This window comes from Pseudomonadota bacterium (assembly GCA_016719885.1).
GTDB lineage: Bacteria > Pseudomonadota > Gammaproteobacteria.
On record JADJYF010000014.1, the window covers coordinates 105,001 to 121,334 of the forward strand.

At 62.5% G+C, this 16,334-nt stretch carries 19 protein-coding genes (1 of these 19 running past the window's edge); 7 read left to right on the plus strand and 12 right to left on the minus strand.

The features are described 5' to 3' along the window. The 3 genes from IPM80_15585 to IPM80_15595 all read left to right on the plus strand — a co-directional run. A protein-coding gene (locus IPM80_15585) for a peptidoglycan DD-metalloendopeptidase family protein (GenBank protein ID MBK8959793.1) crosses the window boundary here: on the plus strand, nucleotides 1-873 show its 3' portion. It extends 474 nt beyond the left edge of the window; the window shows 873 of its 1,347 coding nt (coding positions 475-1,347); the start codon falls outside the window, past its left edge; its stop codon occupies nucleotides 871-873. Between the two features lie 10 nt (nucleotides 874-883). Beyond that, nucleotides 884-1,030 (plus strand): hypothetical protein, encoded by a 147-nt coding sequence (locus IPM80_15590; GenBank protein ID MBK8959794.1) that lies wholly within the window; start codon nucleotides 884-886, stop codon nucleotides 1,028-1,030. 62 nt (nucleotides 1,031-1,092) lie between these two features. After that, entirely contained in the window at nucleotides 1,093-2,187 is a 1,095-nt protein-coding gene (locus IPM80_15595; protein ID MBK8959795.1) for an anhydro-N-acetylmuramic acid kinase, read from the plus strand. 78 nt (nucleotides 2,188-2,265) lie between these two features. On the opposite strand, the gene IPM80_15600 is transcribed toward IPM80_15595, so the two are convergent. The 6 genes from IPM80_15600 to IPM80_15625 form a co-directional block, all read right to left on the minus strand. Then, complete coding sequence (locus IPM80_15600; protein ID MBK8959796.1) at nucleotides 2,266-2,664, minus strand: PEP-CTERM sorting domain-containing protein; 399 nt, start codon at nucleotides 2,662-2,664, stop codon at nucleotides 2,266-2,268. Further along, nucleotides 2,645-3,148 carry a hypothetical protein gene (locus IPM80_15605; protein ID MBK8959797.1) on the minus strand — a complete coding sequence of 168 codons (504 nt, stop codon included), beginning with the start codon at nucleotides 3,146-3,148 and terminating at the stop codon, nucleotides 2,645-2,647. The genes IPM80_15600 and IPM80_15605 overlap by 20 nt, the downstream gene beginning before the upstream one ends. 333 nt (nucleotides 3,149-3,481) lie before the next feature. Further along, complete coding sequence (prsT, locus tag IPM80_15610) at nucleotides 3,482-6,421, minus strand: PEP-CTERM system TPR-repeat protein PrsT (protein MBK8959798.1); 2,940 nt, start codon at nucleotides 6,419-6,421, stop codon at nucleotides 3,482-3,484. A gap of 233 nt (nucleotides 6,422-6,654) precedes the next feature. Further along, nucleotides 6,655-6,999: an iron-sulfur cluster insertion protein ErpA gene (erpA, locus tag IPM80_15615; protein ID MBK8959799.1), complete on the minus strand. Its 345-nt coding sequence runs from the start codon at nucleotides 6,997-6,999 to the stop codon at nucleotides 6,655-6,657. An 85-nt stretch (nucleotides 7,000-7,084) separates the two neighbouring features. After that, nucleotides 7,085-7,477, minus strand: a complete 393-nt coding sequence (locus IPM80_15620; protein MBK8959800.1) for a polymer-forming cytoskeletal protein — start codon at nucleotides 7,475-7,477, stop codon at nucleotides 7,085-7,087. A 47-nt stretch (nucleotides 7,478-7,524) separates the two neighbouring features. Beyond that, a complete protein-coding gene (locus IPM80_15625; protein MBK8959801.1) occupies nucleotides 7,525-8,235 on the minus strand; it encodes a hypothetical protein in 711 nt (236 codons plus the stop codon). A gap of 273 nt (nucleotides 8,236-8,508) precedes the next feature. On the opposite strand from IPM80_15625, the gene hemJ reads away from it, so the two are divergent. From hemJ to hemL, 4 genes are all read left to right on the plus strand, one after another. Further along, nucleotides 8,509-8,937, plus strand: a complete 429-nt coding sequence (gene hemJ, locus IPM80_15630) for a protoporphyrinogen oxidase HemJ (GenBank protein MBK8959802.1) — start codon at nucleotides 8,509-8,511, stop codon at nucleotides 8,935-8,937. A gap of 2 nt (nucleotides 8,938-8,939) precedes the next feature. After that, entirely contained in the window at nucleotides 8,940-9,644 is a 705-nt protein-coding gene (locus tag IPM80_15635; protein MBK8959803.1) for a bifunctional hydroxymethylpyrimidine kinase/phosphomethylpyrimidine kinase, read from the plus strand. A gap of 93 nt (nucleotides 9,645-9,737) precedes the next feature. After that, nucleotides 9,738-10,382, plus strand: a complete 645-nt coding sequence (locus tag IPM80_15640) for a thiamine phosphate synthase (protein ID MBK8959804.1) — start codon at nucleotides 9,738-9,740, stop codon at nucleotides 10,380-10,382. Nucleotides 10,383-10,397: 15 nt separating this feature from the next. After that, a complete protein-coding gene (gene hemL / locus IPM80_15645) occupies nucleotides 10,398-11,681 on the plus strand; it encodes a glutamate-1-semialdehyde 2,1-aminomutase (GenBank protein MBK8959805.1) in 1,284 nt (427 codons plus the stop codon). A gap of 57 nt (nucleotides 11,682-11,738) precedes the next feature. Here the strand turns inward: hemL and fabA are convergent, their stop codons facing one another. The 6 genes from fabA to rraA form a co-directional block, all read right to left on the minus strand. Beyond that, nucleotides 11,739-12,302: a bifunctional 3-hydroxydecanoyl-ACP dehydratase/trans-2-decenoyl-ACP isomerase gene (gene fabA / locus IPM80_15650; GenBank protein ID MBK8959806.1), complete on the minus strand. Its 564-nt coding sequence runs from the start codon at nucleotides 12,300-12,302 to the stop codon at nucleotides 11,739-11,741. A gap of 77 nt (nucleotides 12,303-12,379) precedes the next feature. Next, nucleotides 12,380-13,738 (minus strand): hypothetical protein, encoded by a 1,359-nt coding sequence (locus IPM80_15655; GenBank protein ID MBK8959807.1) that lies wholly within the window; start codon nucleotides 13,736-13,738, stop codon nucleotides 12,380-12,382. A 24-nt stretch (nucleotides 13,739-13,762) separates the two neighbouring features. Further along, nucleotides 13,763-14,452 carry a response regulator transcription factor gene (locus tag IPM80_15660; GenBank protein ID MBK8959808.1) on the minus strand — a complete coding sequence of 230 codons (690 nt, stop codon included), beginning with the start codon at nucleotides 14,450-14,452 and terminating at the stop codon, nucleotides 13,763-13,765. Further along, nucleotides 14,452-14,745 carry a hypothetical protein gene (locus tag IPM80_15665; GenBank protein ID MBK8959809.1) on the minus strand — a complete coding sequence of 98 codons (294 nt, stop codon included), beginning with the start codon at nucleotides 14,743-14,745 and terminating at the stop codon, nucleotides 14,452-14,454. Before IPM80_15665 ends, IPM80_15660 begins: the two co-directional genes overlap by 1 nt. A gap of 155 nt (nucleotides 14,746-14,900) precedes the next feature. Beyond that, a complete protein-coding gene (locus IPM80_15670; GenBank protein ID MBK8959810.1) occupies nucleotides 14,901-15,731 on the minus strand; it encodes a carbon-nitrogen hydrolase family protein in 831 nt (276 codons plus the stop codon). Nucleotides 15,732-15,793: 62 nt separating this feature from the next. Then, nucleotides 15,794-16,279 carry a ribonuclease E activity regulator RraA gene (rraA, locus tag IPM80_15675; protein MBK8959811.1) on the minus strand — a complete coding sequence of 162 codons (486 nt, stop codon included), beginning with the start codon at nucleotides 16,277-16,279 and terminating at the stop codon, nucleotides 15,794-15,796. Nucleotides 16,280-16,334 lie beyond the last annotated feature (55 nt).

Genomic DNA, 16,334 nt, shown 5'->3' on the forward strand with positions numbered 1-16,334 from the left:
CTGCGCCCCGGGCAGATTCTCCGCTTTCGCATCGAAGATTCCTCGGTGGACGAGATGGTCCTCGAACTCGACCAACTCAATTCGCTCAACATCGTGCGCGCGGACAACGGTTACGTCGCCCGGGTGGATTCCATCGAGCCGGATATCAAGGTCACTGCCGCGACCACCACAATTACACAGTCGCTGTTCGTCGATGGACAGAAAGTCGGTTTGTCCGACGGCGTCATCATGAAGCTCATCGATATTTTTGGATGGGATATCGACTTTGCTCTCGATTTACAGCCCAACGACCACTTCAGTGTGATCTACGAAGAAGTTTATAAAGGCCAACAACTGGTCAAGCAGGACAGAATTCTCGCTGCTGAATTCGTCAATCAGGGCAAGCGCATGCGCGCTGTTCTGTATACCGGGCCGGATGGACGTTCGTCTTACTACTCGGACAAGGGCGAAGCGATGCATAAGACCTTCCTGCGCACGCCGGTCAAATTTACCCGCATCAGCTCGGGGTTCACGTTGGCACGTCGGCATCCGATCCTGAATACCATTCGCGCTCATCGGGGTGTCGATTACGCAGCTCCTGTCGGAACGCCTGTGCGCGCCACTGCAGACGGAAAGATTCTTTCAGTTGGAATAGGGCCGGGCTATGGAAACTTGGTCGAGATCCGGCACGGCGATTCCTACAGCACGCTCTACGGACATCTCTCGCGATTCGCACGCGGAATCAAGCGTGGCAGCTTCGTCAACCAAGGCCAGATTATCGGTTACGTCGGTCAAACGGGTCTCGCTACCGGGCCGCACCTGCATTACGAATTCCGTATCAAAGGTGTGCATCGTGATCCCTTTGAAAGTAGTCCTGCCGCGCCTGCCAATTGAAAAACGCTACATGGCAGACTTCCGTCAACGCTCCGCACCTCTGCTCGATCAACTCGACGTGCTGGTTGCGAAGCATGACAACTCGCACAAGACCTACGTGGCGCAGCTCGAATCGACCAAGTATTTGCAAGCCGCTGACAGCAACTCGCCGAATTGAAATTATCAGCGCCAGATTCCAGTGGTGACGGGCTCTTTCTGGGACTGATCTCCGGCACCAGCATGGACGGCGTAGACGCCGTCCTGATTGAAATCGCCGATGGTCGCTGCCGTACCTTGGGCAGCCTGACTCACCCCTACCCAGAATCGTTACATCGAAGATTGCATGCTGCAATCTCGCCGGATATGCGGCTCAGCCTACATGAAATCGCTTCTCTGAATATCGAAGTAGGCGAATGGTTCGCGAATGCTGCCTTGCAGTTGCTTGACCGCTGCGGCGTGCACCACGCATCGGTGGTTGCCATTGGCAGCCATGGACAAACGCTTCGGCACGCGCCGCGAGCTGAATGGCCGTATAGCATCCAAATCGGCAGCCCGGCGGTCATCGCGGCTCGCTCGGGCATCATGACCGTCGCCGATTTTCGTTCGATGGACATTGCCTACGGAGGAGAAGGCGCGCCGCTGGTGCCTGCTTTTCACGAGTGGGTGCTTAGAACATCGATAGAGAATTTGGCTGTCGCGAATATCGGCGGAATCGCAAACCTGTCGCTGCTCCCTGCGTCCTCCGACATTGCCATCAGCGGCTATGACACCGGTCCAGGCAATTGCCTGCTGGATAGTTGGAATGCGCGCCATCGAGGCCAGGCTTTTGACGAATCCGGAGATTGGGCGGCGTCCGGCACGGCGCATCATGAACTGCTCATGGCCCTGTTGCGCGACCCGTACTACGCGATGGCGGGCCCGAAAAGCACCGGGCGCGAGGTTTTCAATCTCGACTACCTGGAGCGCGTCCTGGCGATGTCCCCTATTTTCTCGGCCTTGGGAGCCGACGACGTGCAGGCCACGCTGGTGGAACTGACGGTCGAGACGCTGGCGCGGGAAATGGAAAAGCTGGAGGCGGGTTGGACCGCAAAACTGCTTATCTGCGGCGGCGGCTCGCGCAACACTCACCTCATGCACAGGCTCGCCCACCGGCTTGCTCCGATCGAGGTAATGTCAACCGCTTCGGTGGGCGTCGATCCGGATATGGTCGAAGCCAGCGCCTTTGCTTGGCTGGCTTACATGCGTCTGCAGGCTCGGCCGGTACGAGTGACGACCGGCGCGGCGGGGAAAGCGGTGATTCTAGGCGCCGTCTACCGGCCAACCCCCGAAAGCTGAGGGTGCTGCCGCGCTTCCTACTGGAGTGCAGCGCGCCCGCGCTCGAGAGAATTGCTCTGAAAGGGCGAACAGCAACTCTCAGGAAGCAGCGGCCAAGCGCCCGCGGCGGCGGCGTTGAAGCGCAACGCCACTCAGCGCCAGGGCGAACAAGCTGAGCGTCTGCGGCTCGGGCGTACCCGTCGGACCGCCACCCCCGCGGGTCAGCCCGGCATTGGTGAAAGGCGTACTGAACACTTTGCCCGTGCCTGCGGCATAGTTGCCCTTGAAGCCGTAGGCCATGGCGAAGGTACCCGCCGGCAGGGCCCCGGAATTGAACGTGATGTTGGCCAAGCCCCTGGCTGCAAGGATGCGGTTAGTGGAGTCGTTCTGGATGGCGAACACGTGGATGCCAAAACTCGTCGCGACGATGCCGTTGACGGCCAGTTCAGCCGCTTGCAAGTTGGTAAAGCTGTTGGAGTTATTGGTAGGTTCGGCCAAGTTGAGAAAGCTGTAAGATGTTGCTGCTGGTCATCGAGCCGTAATACGACTGAACCTCGGTCCCCGGACCATTCAAGCCGTAAACGCCCGCGGCAGGAATGAACGAAGAACCGGCAACGCCGGCATTGGTGTTGAACGTGTCCGGATAAGGGTTGTAGAAAGTGACGTTGGTTATCGGATTCGAAGCGAAGTAATTGGTCGTCTGATTCGGAATGGCGAGGATTAGCAGCAGCGGCTTGTTGTGCGAAGCGGAGACTTCCTGGCTGGCCGAGTTCTCGTAAATGCTGATGGTGTTGCCGGAACCCAGGGCATTCACCTCGTTACCATAAGTAAAACAGCCACCGGTCGGGCAAGTTGAACTGGCTCCTGCCCCCACGCGAAGCGTTGCCGAACCTGAGAATGCGGCGAACGCCGGCAGGGTGATCGTGAGCAACGACGCGCACAGCGCGAGTGCCGTTGCGGGAATGTAGCGAATCGACTTCATGAGTTTTGTAGCTCCCGAGAGTGGACGCATTTCAGGCGCACATCTTTTGCGTTGTTTTTGCAATATCCAGGCCAGAGGATAATTTTCCTATAGATCAATGGCCTGCAAAAATGCGGCCGACGTTTTCCGGCGCGAATGTAAGAATTTCGGACAGAAAGCTCCATCGGATGTAGCGGTTGGCGCGACCAAAAAATCATTTTTTTAATAAAAATCAAAATCTTACATATGCCGCCCGCAAGCCGCGAGCGTGTCGTAATTCTGAGACGGGGATCTCTACCGGCGAGGAAAGCGGACGAGACTATCGTCCGTGAGTCGACGCCCGAGTTTACGAAACTAGTTGGCCGTGAGCGTTGCCAGCAGCGCACGGGCTTCATCTATCCCGTCGAACACTACCCCGCTGCGCAAAGCGTCCTCAAGGGCCATTCGTGCTTCCGCTTCCTGTTTGACGGCCACCAGCGCCTGGGCGAGATGAAACTTGATGACACTCGAATCGGCGAGCAGGGTATCCGCCTCGCGTAAATAGCGCAGGCCCTCTTCCGCCCGGCCGTGGCGCACGAGGATCCAGCCGAGCGTGTCGTTGATGTTGGGGTCTGTCGGCGCCACGGCATGCGCGCGCTTGGCATAGTCCAGCGCTGCAGCCGGCACCGCGGTGATTTCCGCGAGGTAGGCCAGGTTGTTGAGGCATGCGGCGTCATCGGGGTTTTCCTGCACCAGACGCTCATACACCTCGCGCGCCTTGACCGGGGTCTTCTCAGCCAGGTGAACATCGGCCAGCAGCTTGCGCGCGGCAATGTCCTTGGGATGCGCATCGATCCAGGCCGTGACCGTCTTGATGGCCTCCTGACCGCGACCTGCGACGCCCCAGGCACGGGTGACCAATTCGACCGATTCGAGGGATGGCATGCGCGCGAGGAGTTTCTGGTAGCTTTCGGCAGCCGCGATTCCATTGCCACGCCGCAGCGCCAGGTCGCCGGCCAGGCGATGACTCATGATTTCGTCAGGCCACTTGGCCAACAGCCGCTTGAGGTATTCATCGGCACGCTCGAATTTGCCTTGGTCGATGGCAAGACTGGTCAGCGCCACCAGCACCGGCAAATCGTCCGGACGCCCCTGATCGGCCTTGGCAAGGGAATATTGAGCATCTTCCGGACTGCCAATCTGTCGTTGCAGGGTGGAGATCCTCAGCAACCAGGCGGAATCAAAACCAGCCATGTCCGACATTCTTTTGAGCGTGCTGCGCAAGGATTCGCGCTTGCCAGCCGCCAGCGCCGCACGCACCCGCAGTTCGTAAGTTCTCAAGTCTTCCGGCGCCTGTTTCTCGATTTCAGCAATGACGGCTATCGCTTCCTCGTGGCGACCGGCCGCGAGCAACAACTCGGCGAGGTAGCAGCGCACGTCCATGGATTGCGCAACCGCGCTGGGCTGTGAGGTAGTCTCTGCCCCGGACTCCCCAGCTGACTTGTCCGATGGCGGTTTCGTTGACGTGTCACGCGTAGTCTTTGCGCTTGACGGCGGCATCTCCGCCGGCCCGGGAGTAGCGAGCTTGCGCCCATAATCAAGCAGTTTGATGGCCTCATCACGCTGACCTGAATCAGCAAGCAAATGCGCCAGTTCCAGCAACAGGTCGGGGCTGCCGGGATAGAGCTTGCTGGCCTCGCCCAAGCGCTTGGTGGCGGCCGGAATGTTGCCATCCGCGACGTCCAGGCGCGCAAGGTTGATGATGCCGGGGACGAAGGCCGGCAGCTTGGCAAGCGCCTTTTCGAGGCGTTCGCGAGCGCGCTTGCGCTCCCCCATCGCACTTTCCGCGACGGCCATGAAATTGAGGAGCACGACGTTGTCGGGATCTTTGTCCAGCAACGGCTTCAACAGCTCGATGCACTTGCCGTACTCGCCATGCTGATTGTGCAGAACAGCCATCAACAAACGCGCTTGGGGATCCTGCGGGTCGGCCGCAAGCACGGACGACAGTTCTTTTTCGGCCTTGGCCGCGTCACCGCTGTAGATTTGATGAAAGGCCAGGGTTTTGCGCGCCGTGTTGTCCGTGCCCGACAGCGTGGTGGCCTGCTGTAACAGCCGAGTGGCCTTCTCCGCATCGCCCTTGGCCATCCAGGCATTCGCCAGCAAGGTCAGCATTTCCGGGTCGTCGGAGCCCAGGCTGCGCTCGTCCTCCAGAACTTCCAGCACTCGGCCGGGGTCACGCAAGGCCAGCAAAGTAGTGGCGAGCTTCTTGCGAACGTCGGCCAACTTCGGATTGGTATTCAGGCACACTTGGTAATAGTCGCGCGCCTGTTCGAAACGCCCCAGTGCGTAGTTGACCGACCCCGCAAGGTCAAGCAACTGGCAATTATTGTTCACGGCCTCGGAACTGATGTTCTCGAGCAGGACGTTGGCTTCCGCCAGCGCCGAATTGGCGCCGTGGACATCATCTCTGCGAGCAAAGCGCACCGCGCGCAGATAGGCCGGTCGCGGATCGAAGGGATTGTGCTCGGCTTCGTAGGCGAGATCGTCGGCCGTTTCGGCATCTTTGCCCTGCGCCAGGCGAATGGCGATGCGCGCAATCCTCGCGTCGTGCAGGTTCGCCGACAGGCCGAGCGCCTTGTCGTACAAGGCCAGCGCCATGACGATGTCACCGCGCGAGTGGAGCACGGAAGCCTGCACGTTCCAGGCATCGGCATTGCCCGGTTCAAGCTGCACGGCGCGCTCGGCAAAGCCGGCCGCGTCGTCGATTTGGTTCATGCGCAGCGAGGCGACGGCTTTGCCGATCAGCGGCTGGGCACTGTTGGGAGTGAGCTTTTCGACCGCATCGAAAGCTTCAATGGCGCCCTGTGCGTCACCGAGATTGATCAAGGCCTGTCCCCGCACCTGCAAAAACTCGGCGCGTGCGCCGTCGCTCAAGCCGTCTGCCGACAATTCATCGAGCAACTGCCGTTCGCGGTATTGAAAAAGATAAGCCTTGGCCAGTATCGGCACGGTCAGGGAGCGGTCGGCGCCGAGCTTGGCGACAGCCGAGATCTCACGCTCGGCCTCGCTCGCATGCCCCTGGGCAAGATAGGTCTTGGCGAGCAGCACGTGGGGCGCAAGTTTGGCCGGGTCGGCCTGGATGGCATTTTTGAGTTCGATGACGGCGGTGTCGAAATCGCGCTTCGCATAGGAAGCGAGCGCCCGCTCATAATGCCGTTGCGCTTCGACATCGGCATCGGCCGCCCACGCGGACGTCGCGCCCAGCGCTAGCAGCAACAACGAAAACGCGACGCAGCGACTCAATGCCGACATGGGAGCAGCCGTCATGCTATCCAGACCCCGGTAAGGTGGCACATGACCGTGATGGTTCAACGAGGCATGCGCAAACATTTGCAAATTGGAACCACGACGCACGCCGGCGGCGGTTCAAGGCTTGGTAGCGGCGCGCCGGAGGGATTCTGGATGGCCAAGGGGGCGACCAACTCGCCGCCGGGAACCGAGCCGCGGTGTGCGGCCCAGGTCAGGACGCCGGTCGCGCGAGCGATTCAGACCGAGAAGGACGAGCCGCAGCCGCAGGTGGTGGTGGCGTTGGGGTTCCGGATCACGAACTGCGAGCCTTCCAGGCCTTCGGTGTAATCGATTTCAGCGCCCATCAGGTATTGCACGCTCATCGGGTCGACCAGCAACTTGACGCCCTGGTTCTCGACCACGGTGTCGCCCTCGGTCTCGTTCTGGTCGAAGGTGAATCCGTATTGGAACCCCGAACAGCCGCCGCCCGACACGAACACGCGCAGCATGAGGCTCTGATCGCCCTCTTCGTCGATCAGCTGGCGCACCTTGTTGGCGGCCGAATTGGTGAAAACGAGAGTGCTCTCTTCCTGGACTTCCATCGCGCTGATTACCTATGAAATCTGGGCCCTGACGACGCCAAGGTAGTGTCTGCTCTCACACTATTCAACCTCGGGCGGGCTGTGCCTATTCGTATTCGGCCTCGGCTTTCGCTCCCCGGCCATCGTGATCCAGTGCCAGCGGCGCGCGATGCACTTCGGAAATGCGCACCAGTTTGCCGTTGACCTCCGCGCCCATCGCCATTTCGATGAGCGCGTAGTAGACGTCGCCTTCGACCCGAGCGCTGGATGCCAGCTCGACATGCTCGGTGGCGTAGACATCGCCGCGCACCACGCCGTTCAGGATGATGTAGGGCACCCGCACCTCGCCTTCGATGGCGCCACGATCACTGACGGTGAGGGTCGCCTTGTCGTCGCCGTCCGAAGCAACGTTGCCCTTGATTTGACCGTCGACGTGCAGCCCACCGCCGAACCGGATATCTCCCACCACCCGCGATTGGTGACCAATCAGGGAGTCGATTTTCGACGGTTTGCGCTTTTTGTTTCTGCCCAGCATGTGCCCTTTCCTCAGTTCTGCACGGCGGTCCAGTCGTAAGTTTCCGACGATGAACTCGCGATCGGGATTCTACTCTGCACCGCCACGCTGATCTGGCGCGGAATGAAGCCATCCGGCAGCTTCAGCGAGCCCTCGAACATGCGGAAATGCTTGAATTTGAAATTGAGGCTGTCCGAACCGGACTCGATGATCTCGCCCTGCGCCAGCGCCTTGGTCTGGCCTTTCAGTTCGCCCTTGACGGCGATGCGAATCGAGCCCTGGGCTTCCTTGTCGTTTTCATCGATGTGCGCCAACACCAGGCGGTAACCGAATCGCCCCGGGGTATCCAGGGGCTTGAGCTGGATGCCCTTGATCTGCGCCCCATCATCAACCTCCGAAGCCCCCACCACGTCGCGGTAGAATTTGATGTCAGCCTTGAGCCGCGCGAGCTCGGCCTGCATCTGCATGAATTGCAAATGGTTGTCGCTGCGGGCCGATTTGTCGATCTGCTCGCCGCGCTTGAGGCGTGCCACCTCGTAGCGCAGATTCGAATTTTCCTCGCGTAGCCGCGTAAGTTCATCGCCGGCCACGCGATTGCCGACATTTGGCACCATGGCGCGGGCCAACGAGCGCCATTGCCCGAAATCCGTCAAGAGCGCCACCAGCGACAGGGTAAGCACCACGATACCGGCGCCAAGCAGCACACGGCGCATTGGACGGTGCTGTTTGATGACCAGCTTCATCGAGCGCACCACTTACCGGCCGTATTGCGGGCGTCGCGCTCGATCTGGCCGTCCATCAGTGGGAGCGATTGTGGGTGCATTCCGGAGTCGTTGTTGGGCGACGAGCGCGGGCAAGGAGGTGTCGCCGCGCCCAACGCGATCTGATGGGCGCTTGCGGAGTCGGCCCGAAACTTAGCCGTCTATGCCGTGGCGGTCAATCACCGCATGTCGCCCGTCGGCCCCGGGCCGGCCGTCCCGTCGTAGAATTGCCGTTCCAGCCACAAGAGCAGCCGTATGTACGCGTGGGTCAAGGCCTTTCATGTGATTTTCATGGTGACCTGGTTCGCCGGCTTGTTCTACCTGCCGCGCCTGTATGTCTATCACGCCATGACCGAGGACGCGCCCGGCATTGCCCGCTTCAAGATCATGGAACGCAAGCTGTACCGTGGCATCATGACCCCCGGCGGGCTGCTGACCCTGGTGTCGGGTGTATGGCTGGTGTGGCTGCGCGGCGCCGACTGGTTCTCGCACGCCGGCTGGCTGCATCTGAAGCTGGCGCTGGTGATTGCGCTGGTCGCTTACCACCTGTACCTCGGGCGTGTGCTGCGGCGCTTCGCGAGTGACGACAATCGGCACGGCCATGTGTACTACCGTTGGCTCAACGAAGCGCCGGTGCTGGTGCTGGTGGGCGCGGTGGTACTGGTCATCCTGCAGCCGTTCTGACCATGGACAGCCCATCAGCGACAAATCCTCCGGCCATCGTGCTGTGCATCGGTGGCCATGACCCCAGCACGGCCGGCATTCAGGCCGATATTGAGACCGCGGCGGCGTTCGACTGCCTGGCCCTGACCGTGGTCAGCGCCTGGACCACGCAGAACACCTCGAAGGTGCAGCGCGTGGCAGCCGCCGACGCCGACGACCTCATTGCCCAGATCGAGCTGCTGCTGCAGGATTTCCCGGTGCGAGCCTGCAAACTCGGCCTGTTGCCGACCGCCGAACTGTGCGAAGCGCTGGCGCTATTGTTGGCGCGGCGCCTGCCCGGCCTTCCGCTGGTCATCGACCCCCTGCTGCGCGCCGGTTCGGGCGGCATGCTGGTCCAGTCACGCATGGAAGAAAGCTTCCTGCGCCACCTGCTGCCGCGCGCCACGGTGCTGACGCCGAATCGCCAGGAAGTGCTCCATTTCGGCGCCAGCGAAGTGCTGGGCAGCGCCGTCCGGCGGCTGCTAGAGGGCGGCTGTGCGCACGTGCTCGTCACCGACGCCTTGGGCGCCGGCCACGACATCGTCAACCAGCTTCACAGCCAAGACGGCACGGTCGAAAGATTTCGCCATGGCACGTTTCGACGGCGACTACCACGGCACCGGTTGCACCTTGGCCACCGCGATTGCGTGTGGCCTTGCCCAGGGCCGGTCGGTGCGCCAGGCCGTTGACGAAGGGCAACGGTTCGTCCACCGCGCGGTCGCCAACGCCTGGCGCCCCGGCAGTTGCCAGCACATCCCCCGACGCACACCGAGCCTGAGATCATGACACTGACCCTGCCCCGCCGCGGCCTGTATGCCTTGACTCCCGACCATCCGGGCGACACTTCCATGCTCGTCAAGCGGGTACTCGACGCCATCGCCGGCGGCGTGACGCTGGTGCAGTACCGCGACAAGACGGCCTCGCACGCGGAGCGCCGGGCGCGGGCCGCCGCGCTGGTGGCCGCCTGTCATCAGCGCAAGGTACCGCTCATCGTCAACGATACCGTGGAACTCGCGGTCGAGGTCGGCGCGGCCGGCGTCCATCTCGGGCGCGACGACGGCGACTTGTCGGCGGCGCGTGACGCGCTCGGTGCATCGCGCATCATCGGCGTGTCTTGCTACGACTCCCTGGACCTGGCGCGCGCCGCCGCGGCAGCCGGCGCGGACTATGTCGCATTCGGCAGTTGCTACCCGTCGACCACCAAGCCCCACGCGGTGCGTTGCCCCTTGTCGGTGTTACGCCAGGCGGCCGACGAATTGCCGGTCCCCATCGTTGCGATAGGCGGCATTAGCGCCGAGAATGCCCGCCCATTGGTGAGCGCCGGCGCCAGCCTGCTGGCCGTGATCGGCGCGCTATTCGACGCGCCCGACGTGACGGCCGCGGCTCGCGCTTTCGCGCCCGCCTTCTCGCCCGACCTCAAGCCCTGACATTCGGAACTCTTCATGACCACACGTTCTCAAGCATGGTTCGCCCAAGCCCGGAAAGTGCTGCCGGGCGGCGTCAATTCACCGGTGCGTGCCTTCAATGGCGTAGGCGGGACGCCACTGTATTTCACCAGCGGTGAAGGCGCCTGGCTGACCGACGCCGACGGCAAGCGCTACGTCGATTACATTGGCAGTTGGGGCCCCGCGATCGTCGGTCACGCCCACCCGCAGGTGCTGGCCGCGGTCGCAGCGCAACTGGCCAAGGGCCTTGGCTTCGGCGCCCCCAACGAACTCGAAACCACGCTCGCCGAGCGCATAATCGCCCTCATTCCGAGCGCCGAAAAAGTACGCATGGTCAGTTCCGGCACCGAGGCTGCCATGACCGCCATTCGCCTCGCGCGAGGCATTACCGGTCGCGACCGTATCGTCAAGTTCGAAGGCTGCTACCACGGCCACGCTGATTCCTTGCTGGTGAAGGCGGGCTCCGGCGCCTTGACGTTGGGCGTACCGACCTCACCCGGCGTGCCCGCCGCGCTGGCGGAACTCACCACCACGTTGACCTACAACGACAGCGCGGAAGTCGAGCGCGCCTTCGCGCAATTCGGCGACAGCATCGCCGCCGTGATAGTCGAGCCGGTGGCCGGCAACATGAATTGCATTCCGCCGGCGCCGGGCTTCCTGGAAACGCTGCGCAAGGTCACGGCGCGTCACGGCACGATTCTCATCTTCGATGAAGTGATGACGGGTTTTCGCGTGCATGCCGGCGGCGCGCAGGTGCTCTACAACATCACGCCGGATCTCACCACGCTGGGCAAGGTCATCGGCGGCGGTCTGCCGGTGGGCGCGGTGGCGGGCCCCGCCGTCAACATGGACAAGCTCGCGCCGCTGGGGCCGGTCTACCAGGCCGGCACCCTGTCGGGAAATCCCTTGGCCATGGCCTGCGGCCTGGCGACCTTGGATCTCATCAGCCAGCCGGGTTTCCATACGCGCCTTGCCGCACAGACCCGCAAGCTGTGCGAAGGCATCGAAGCACGCGCCAGGGCCGCCGGCATTCCGCTGGTGACCAACCACGTGTGTGGCATGTTCGGACTGTTCTTCAGCGAGCATCCGGTCGACAGTTTCGCGCGGGTGATGGCGTGTGACGTCGAGCGTTTCAAACGCTTCTTCCACGCCATGCTCGAGCAGGGTGTCAACCTGGCGCCATCGGCCTTCGAAGCCGGTTTCGTTTCCTCGGCGCATGGAGATGCGGAAATCGCCCACACGCTGGACGCGGTGAGCGCGGCGCTGGCGACATGCGGCTAGTTGCGCGCGGCTGAATGCGCGCCTCGCCGACGCAAGGCGCGGCGCGGCCGCGAGCAATCAGAGCTGGTCGGCGGTGAACAGTCCGACGCGCAGGTTGGAACCGGTGTAGATCAACTTGCCGTCGACCTCCATGGTCGCATCGGCGATGCCCATCACCAGGCCGCGCGCGATGATGCGGCGAATATCGACGGTGTAACGCACCAGCTTCTTGTCGGGCGTGACCTGACCGGTGAACTGGATGTCGGCGCCACCGAGTGCGCGCCCGCGTCCCAGTCCGCCTTTCCACGCCAGGAAAAATCCTACCAGTTGCCACATTGCGTCGAGGCCGAGACAGCCCGGCATGACCGGGTCATTGTCGAAGTGACATTGGAAGAACCAGAGATCCGGACGGATATCGAGCTCGGCGGTCATCAGGCCACGCTCGTACTTGCCGCTGGTGTCGTCGATGTGCGTGATGCGATCGAACATCAACATCGGCGGTGACGGCAACTGCGCATTGCCAGCGCCGAACAACTGGCCGTGGCTGCAGCCGATCAATTCGTCGTAGCTGTAGCTCGATTGCTGGCGGCCGCTGACGATGATGGGCGCGTCGGCGTTGATGGGAGCGCTGGATTTGGCCATAAAACTCGAGTGCGAAGGGAAGGCGGCAGTATAGCCAATGCCCACGCCCCTCGCGAGAGCGTCAGCGGCGTCTGCCTTTAGCCGAATTCGATTTCGACGTGCGCGTGCGTGCCGGCGGCAGAGGATTCGAAGGACAGTCTGCCGTTGTAGATGTCCTCGACCATATCGCGCACGATGGCCAGCCCGATGCCATGCCCCTCGACCGATTGATCAAGGCGCGTGCCGCGCTCGACCAGCAGCTCGAGCTGGTTCTCCGCGATGCCCGGACCGTCGTCGACGATTTCGAGTTCCAGGCGCGGCGCACCATTGGCGGACTTGCCACGTGTCGCCTTGACCACCACCCGCGTGCGGGCCCACTTGCAGGCGTTGTCCGCGAGGTTGCCGATGATTTCCATGAGGTCACCCTCGTCGCCGAAAAACACGGCCTGGGAATCGAGTTCCGCCACCAGTTCCAGGTTGCGATGGGCATGTACCTTGCGCAGCGTATCGAGCAGGCGCAGGGCCACCGGTTCCACCATCAAGGGCGGCGCCAGCAGCGAACGTCCGGCGGCCGCCGCGCGATGCAGATGGTATTCGACCGTGCGATCGATGCGGCCCAGCTGTTCGCTCGCCACCTCGCGCGCGATCTCCTGGTGCTCGGCCGAGAATTCGTTGCGCAGGACCGCCAACGGCGTCTTGATGGAATGCGCGAGATCGCCCAGCGCGTTGCGGTAGCGTCGCAGGCTCTCGCGATTGTGTCTGAGCAGTCGATTGAGATTGCGCGTCAGCGACTGCAATTCCTTGGGGTAGGTGCCCGTGATCGCTTCGCGGCTGCCGGCCTCGATTTCGCGCACTTCGTCATCCACGCTGCGCAGCGGCCGCAGGCCCCAGTTGAGATTCAAGGTTTGCACCACCAGCAGGCCGACGCTCAGGCCCGCGAACCACATCCACAGGCTGCGACGAAAGCGCGTGACGGTGCTCAGGTAGAGGTTTTCGTTCTCGCAGGCCTGGATCACGAACTGTCGCGCCTTACGTTTGCCCGCGCCTTCCCACAGGATGGCGTAGCCCAGCGAGAACAAGCCTTCATTGGCCGAGGTGGTGGTGCGCTCGAGTCGCCAGGTGCCGGTCTGTATGCGGCGCGGCAGGGGCAAACTCAAGCCGAGCAGGGAGCGACTCTGCCAACGGGTCTTGCCGTTATCGGAAAGGATGCGCACGTAGTTGCCGGAGCCGGGCATGGACAGCGTCGAGTCCGGCAATTCGCCGACCAGCGGCCGCGTCGACGGCGCGTCGAAATCGGCCGCGCCTATCAGCATGTAGATGCGGCCGCGCAAGCGATCTTCCACCGCATTCAGCGCGCTCTCGCGAAACGCCCGGTCCAGCAGCACACTGGCGCAGCCCAGGGCCGTCACCAGTACGACACTGGCGCTCAACAAGACCCGCGTGCGCAGTGAGGTCATCGCGGTGTCACGAGAAAGGAAACGTCAGGCGTCGACGTCGCGCTTGCCGAGGCGCAGACGATAGCCCTGTCCGCGAATGGTCTCGATGGGATTCAGCACGCGGTCGGGATCGATCTTCTTGCGCAAGCGGCCGATGATGACTTCCAGCACATTGCTGTCGCGCTCGGAATCATCTTCGTACAGATGCTCGGTCAGTTCCGACTTGGAGATGACGTCGTCGGTGCGCAGCATCAGGAATTCGAGCACCTTGAATTCGAGCGCGGTCAGTTCGAGTTCGCGCTCATCGACGCTGACTCGCTTGGTGCCGAGGTCCATGACCAATGGCCCGACCTCGATGCGCGACTGGCTCCAGCCCGCCGCCCGACGCAGCAGCGCGCGCAAGCGTGCCAGCAATTCCTCGTGGTAGAAAGGCTTGACCAGGTAGTCGTCGGCGCCGAGTTCGAGACCGGCGACCTTGTCCTCCCAGCGACCGCGTGCGGTCAGGATCAGGACGGGGAACTTGCGCTTGTGCTTGCGCCAGGATTCGATGATGGACGAACCCGGCAGATCCGGCAGCCCGAGGTCGACGATCGCCGCATCGATGGGATATTCGAGTCCGAAGAACTCGCCCTCGCGACCGGAACCGGTCTCATCGACGGCGTAACCCTCGCGCCGCAGGCGCTCGACCAGTTGGGCCCGCAGAGTTTCTTCGTCTTCAATGACCAGTATGCGCATCAGCGTTCCATGAAGTCCGGTGCGGAAGTGGGGTTGGCTTCGACCTCGACGACTTTGACACGACCGTCACCGAGCAACACCTTGACGACGTACATCGCCCGTTCGCCGAAGAAGCGCTTTTGCACGTCGAGCACCCGCCCGCCGGTCATGCCCACCGCCTGGCGCGCGGCGGCGCCGGCATCCTCGACCACGTCGACCGAGTCGGCGTTCGAAGATTCGCTCTCGACGCCATGCGCAGCGCACGCCAAGGTCATCAGCGAGGCAATCACGAACGGGCGGAAAAATAACCGCATGCAGGAATGATAGCGCAGGGCCCTGGCGCGGGATACGCAGCCCCGCCCTCTTCTCTCGCCTTGTCGCGCCATGCCATGCATGGGCCGCAAGCTAGCGGCGCGGCAGTGAACAAGTCCTGAACTTTTCGCGTGCGTGTAAGTGAAAAGACGATGGCCTATGCGGACGGTCCGACGATGTCGCGGTCATGCTCCAGCGCTGGGATCATGCGTCGCACTTCCGCGACCCGCGCCGGGTCGACTTCAGCCACGATCACGCCTTCTTCATCTCCCCCGTCGGCCAGCACCGTTCCCCATGGGTCGACGATCAAGGAATGACCGTAGGTCGCGCGCCCCCACGGACGCGTGCCGCACTGACCGGGCGCGAACACGTAGCAACCGGTCTCGATGGCGCGCGCCCGCACCAGCGTATGCCAATGGGCGGCGCCGGTCTTGGCGGTGAATGCCGCGGGGATACTCACGAAACTGGCGCCGTGCTGGGCGAGCCGTCGGTACAGGTGCGGAAAGCGTACGTCGTAGCAGATGGTGAGACCCAACCCGCCCCACGGCAGGGGCGCGATTACCGCCTCACCACCGGCCGCGACGCCATTCGATTCCTTGTAGCTCTGGCCATCCTTGATGGCGACATCGAACAGGTGAATCTTGTTGTAGCTGGCGACGAGCTCACCCTTTGGGTTGAGAACCAGGGAGCGGTTGTGGACCTTGCGTGCGTCGGCTTTGACCGGCATGGAGCCCAGCAACAGCCACAGGCCGAGTTCGCGTCCGAGTTCGCGCATGGCGGCCAGCGCCGGATGCGCATCAAGGTCATAGCCGTTGTCGTAATAACTGCCGTCGGCGGGCTCGAGATTACAGAAGAACTCGGGAAGACAGACCAGCGCCGCGCCCTGGCTGTGACCCGCGCGCACCAGGCGCTCGACGGTAGCGAGGTTGGCCGCCATGTCATTGGTCGCGCAGTTCTGCACGCAAGCCACTTTGAATGCGTTGGTCATGACGGCATCCTCACGAAAATTCACGGCGTTTCCACTGGTGCGGATTCATTCGCACCTGCAGCTCAATGCAACTGCTTGTCCGCCAGCACTACGCCATCGATGTCGGCGTAAAGGTAGTCGCCCGGTGCGATCACCACTTCGGCAAAACGCAGCGTCACGTCACGCTCGCCTTCGCCTTTCTTGACGCTCTTGCGCGGATTGGTGGCAATGGCCTTCACGCCGATGGCAATACCGCCGATGGGCGCGGCATCGCGGATGCAACCGTAGACCACGATACCGGCCCAGCCATTCTTGTGCCCGAGCGCCGCCAGGTTGTCGCCCACCAGTGCGCAACGCAGCGAGCCGCCGCCGTCGACCACCAGCACCCGGCCCTGTCCGGGTTCTTCGAGCGCGGCCCTGACAAGACTGTTGTCTTCGAACACCTTCAGCGTCACCACCGGCCCGGCGAACGTTTGCAAGCCGCCGAAGTCGCGAAAAATTGGCGCCAGGACTCGTAATTTCTCACCATGGGTGTCATAGAGATCCGCGGTGGCCGGTAAGGTCGACATACCTTCTCCTTCAAGCAGGTTTTACGATTCCGATCCGTCGCATCGTCGACGACGA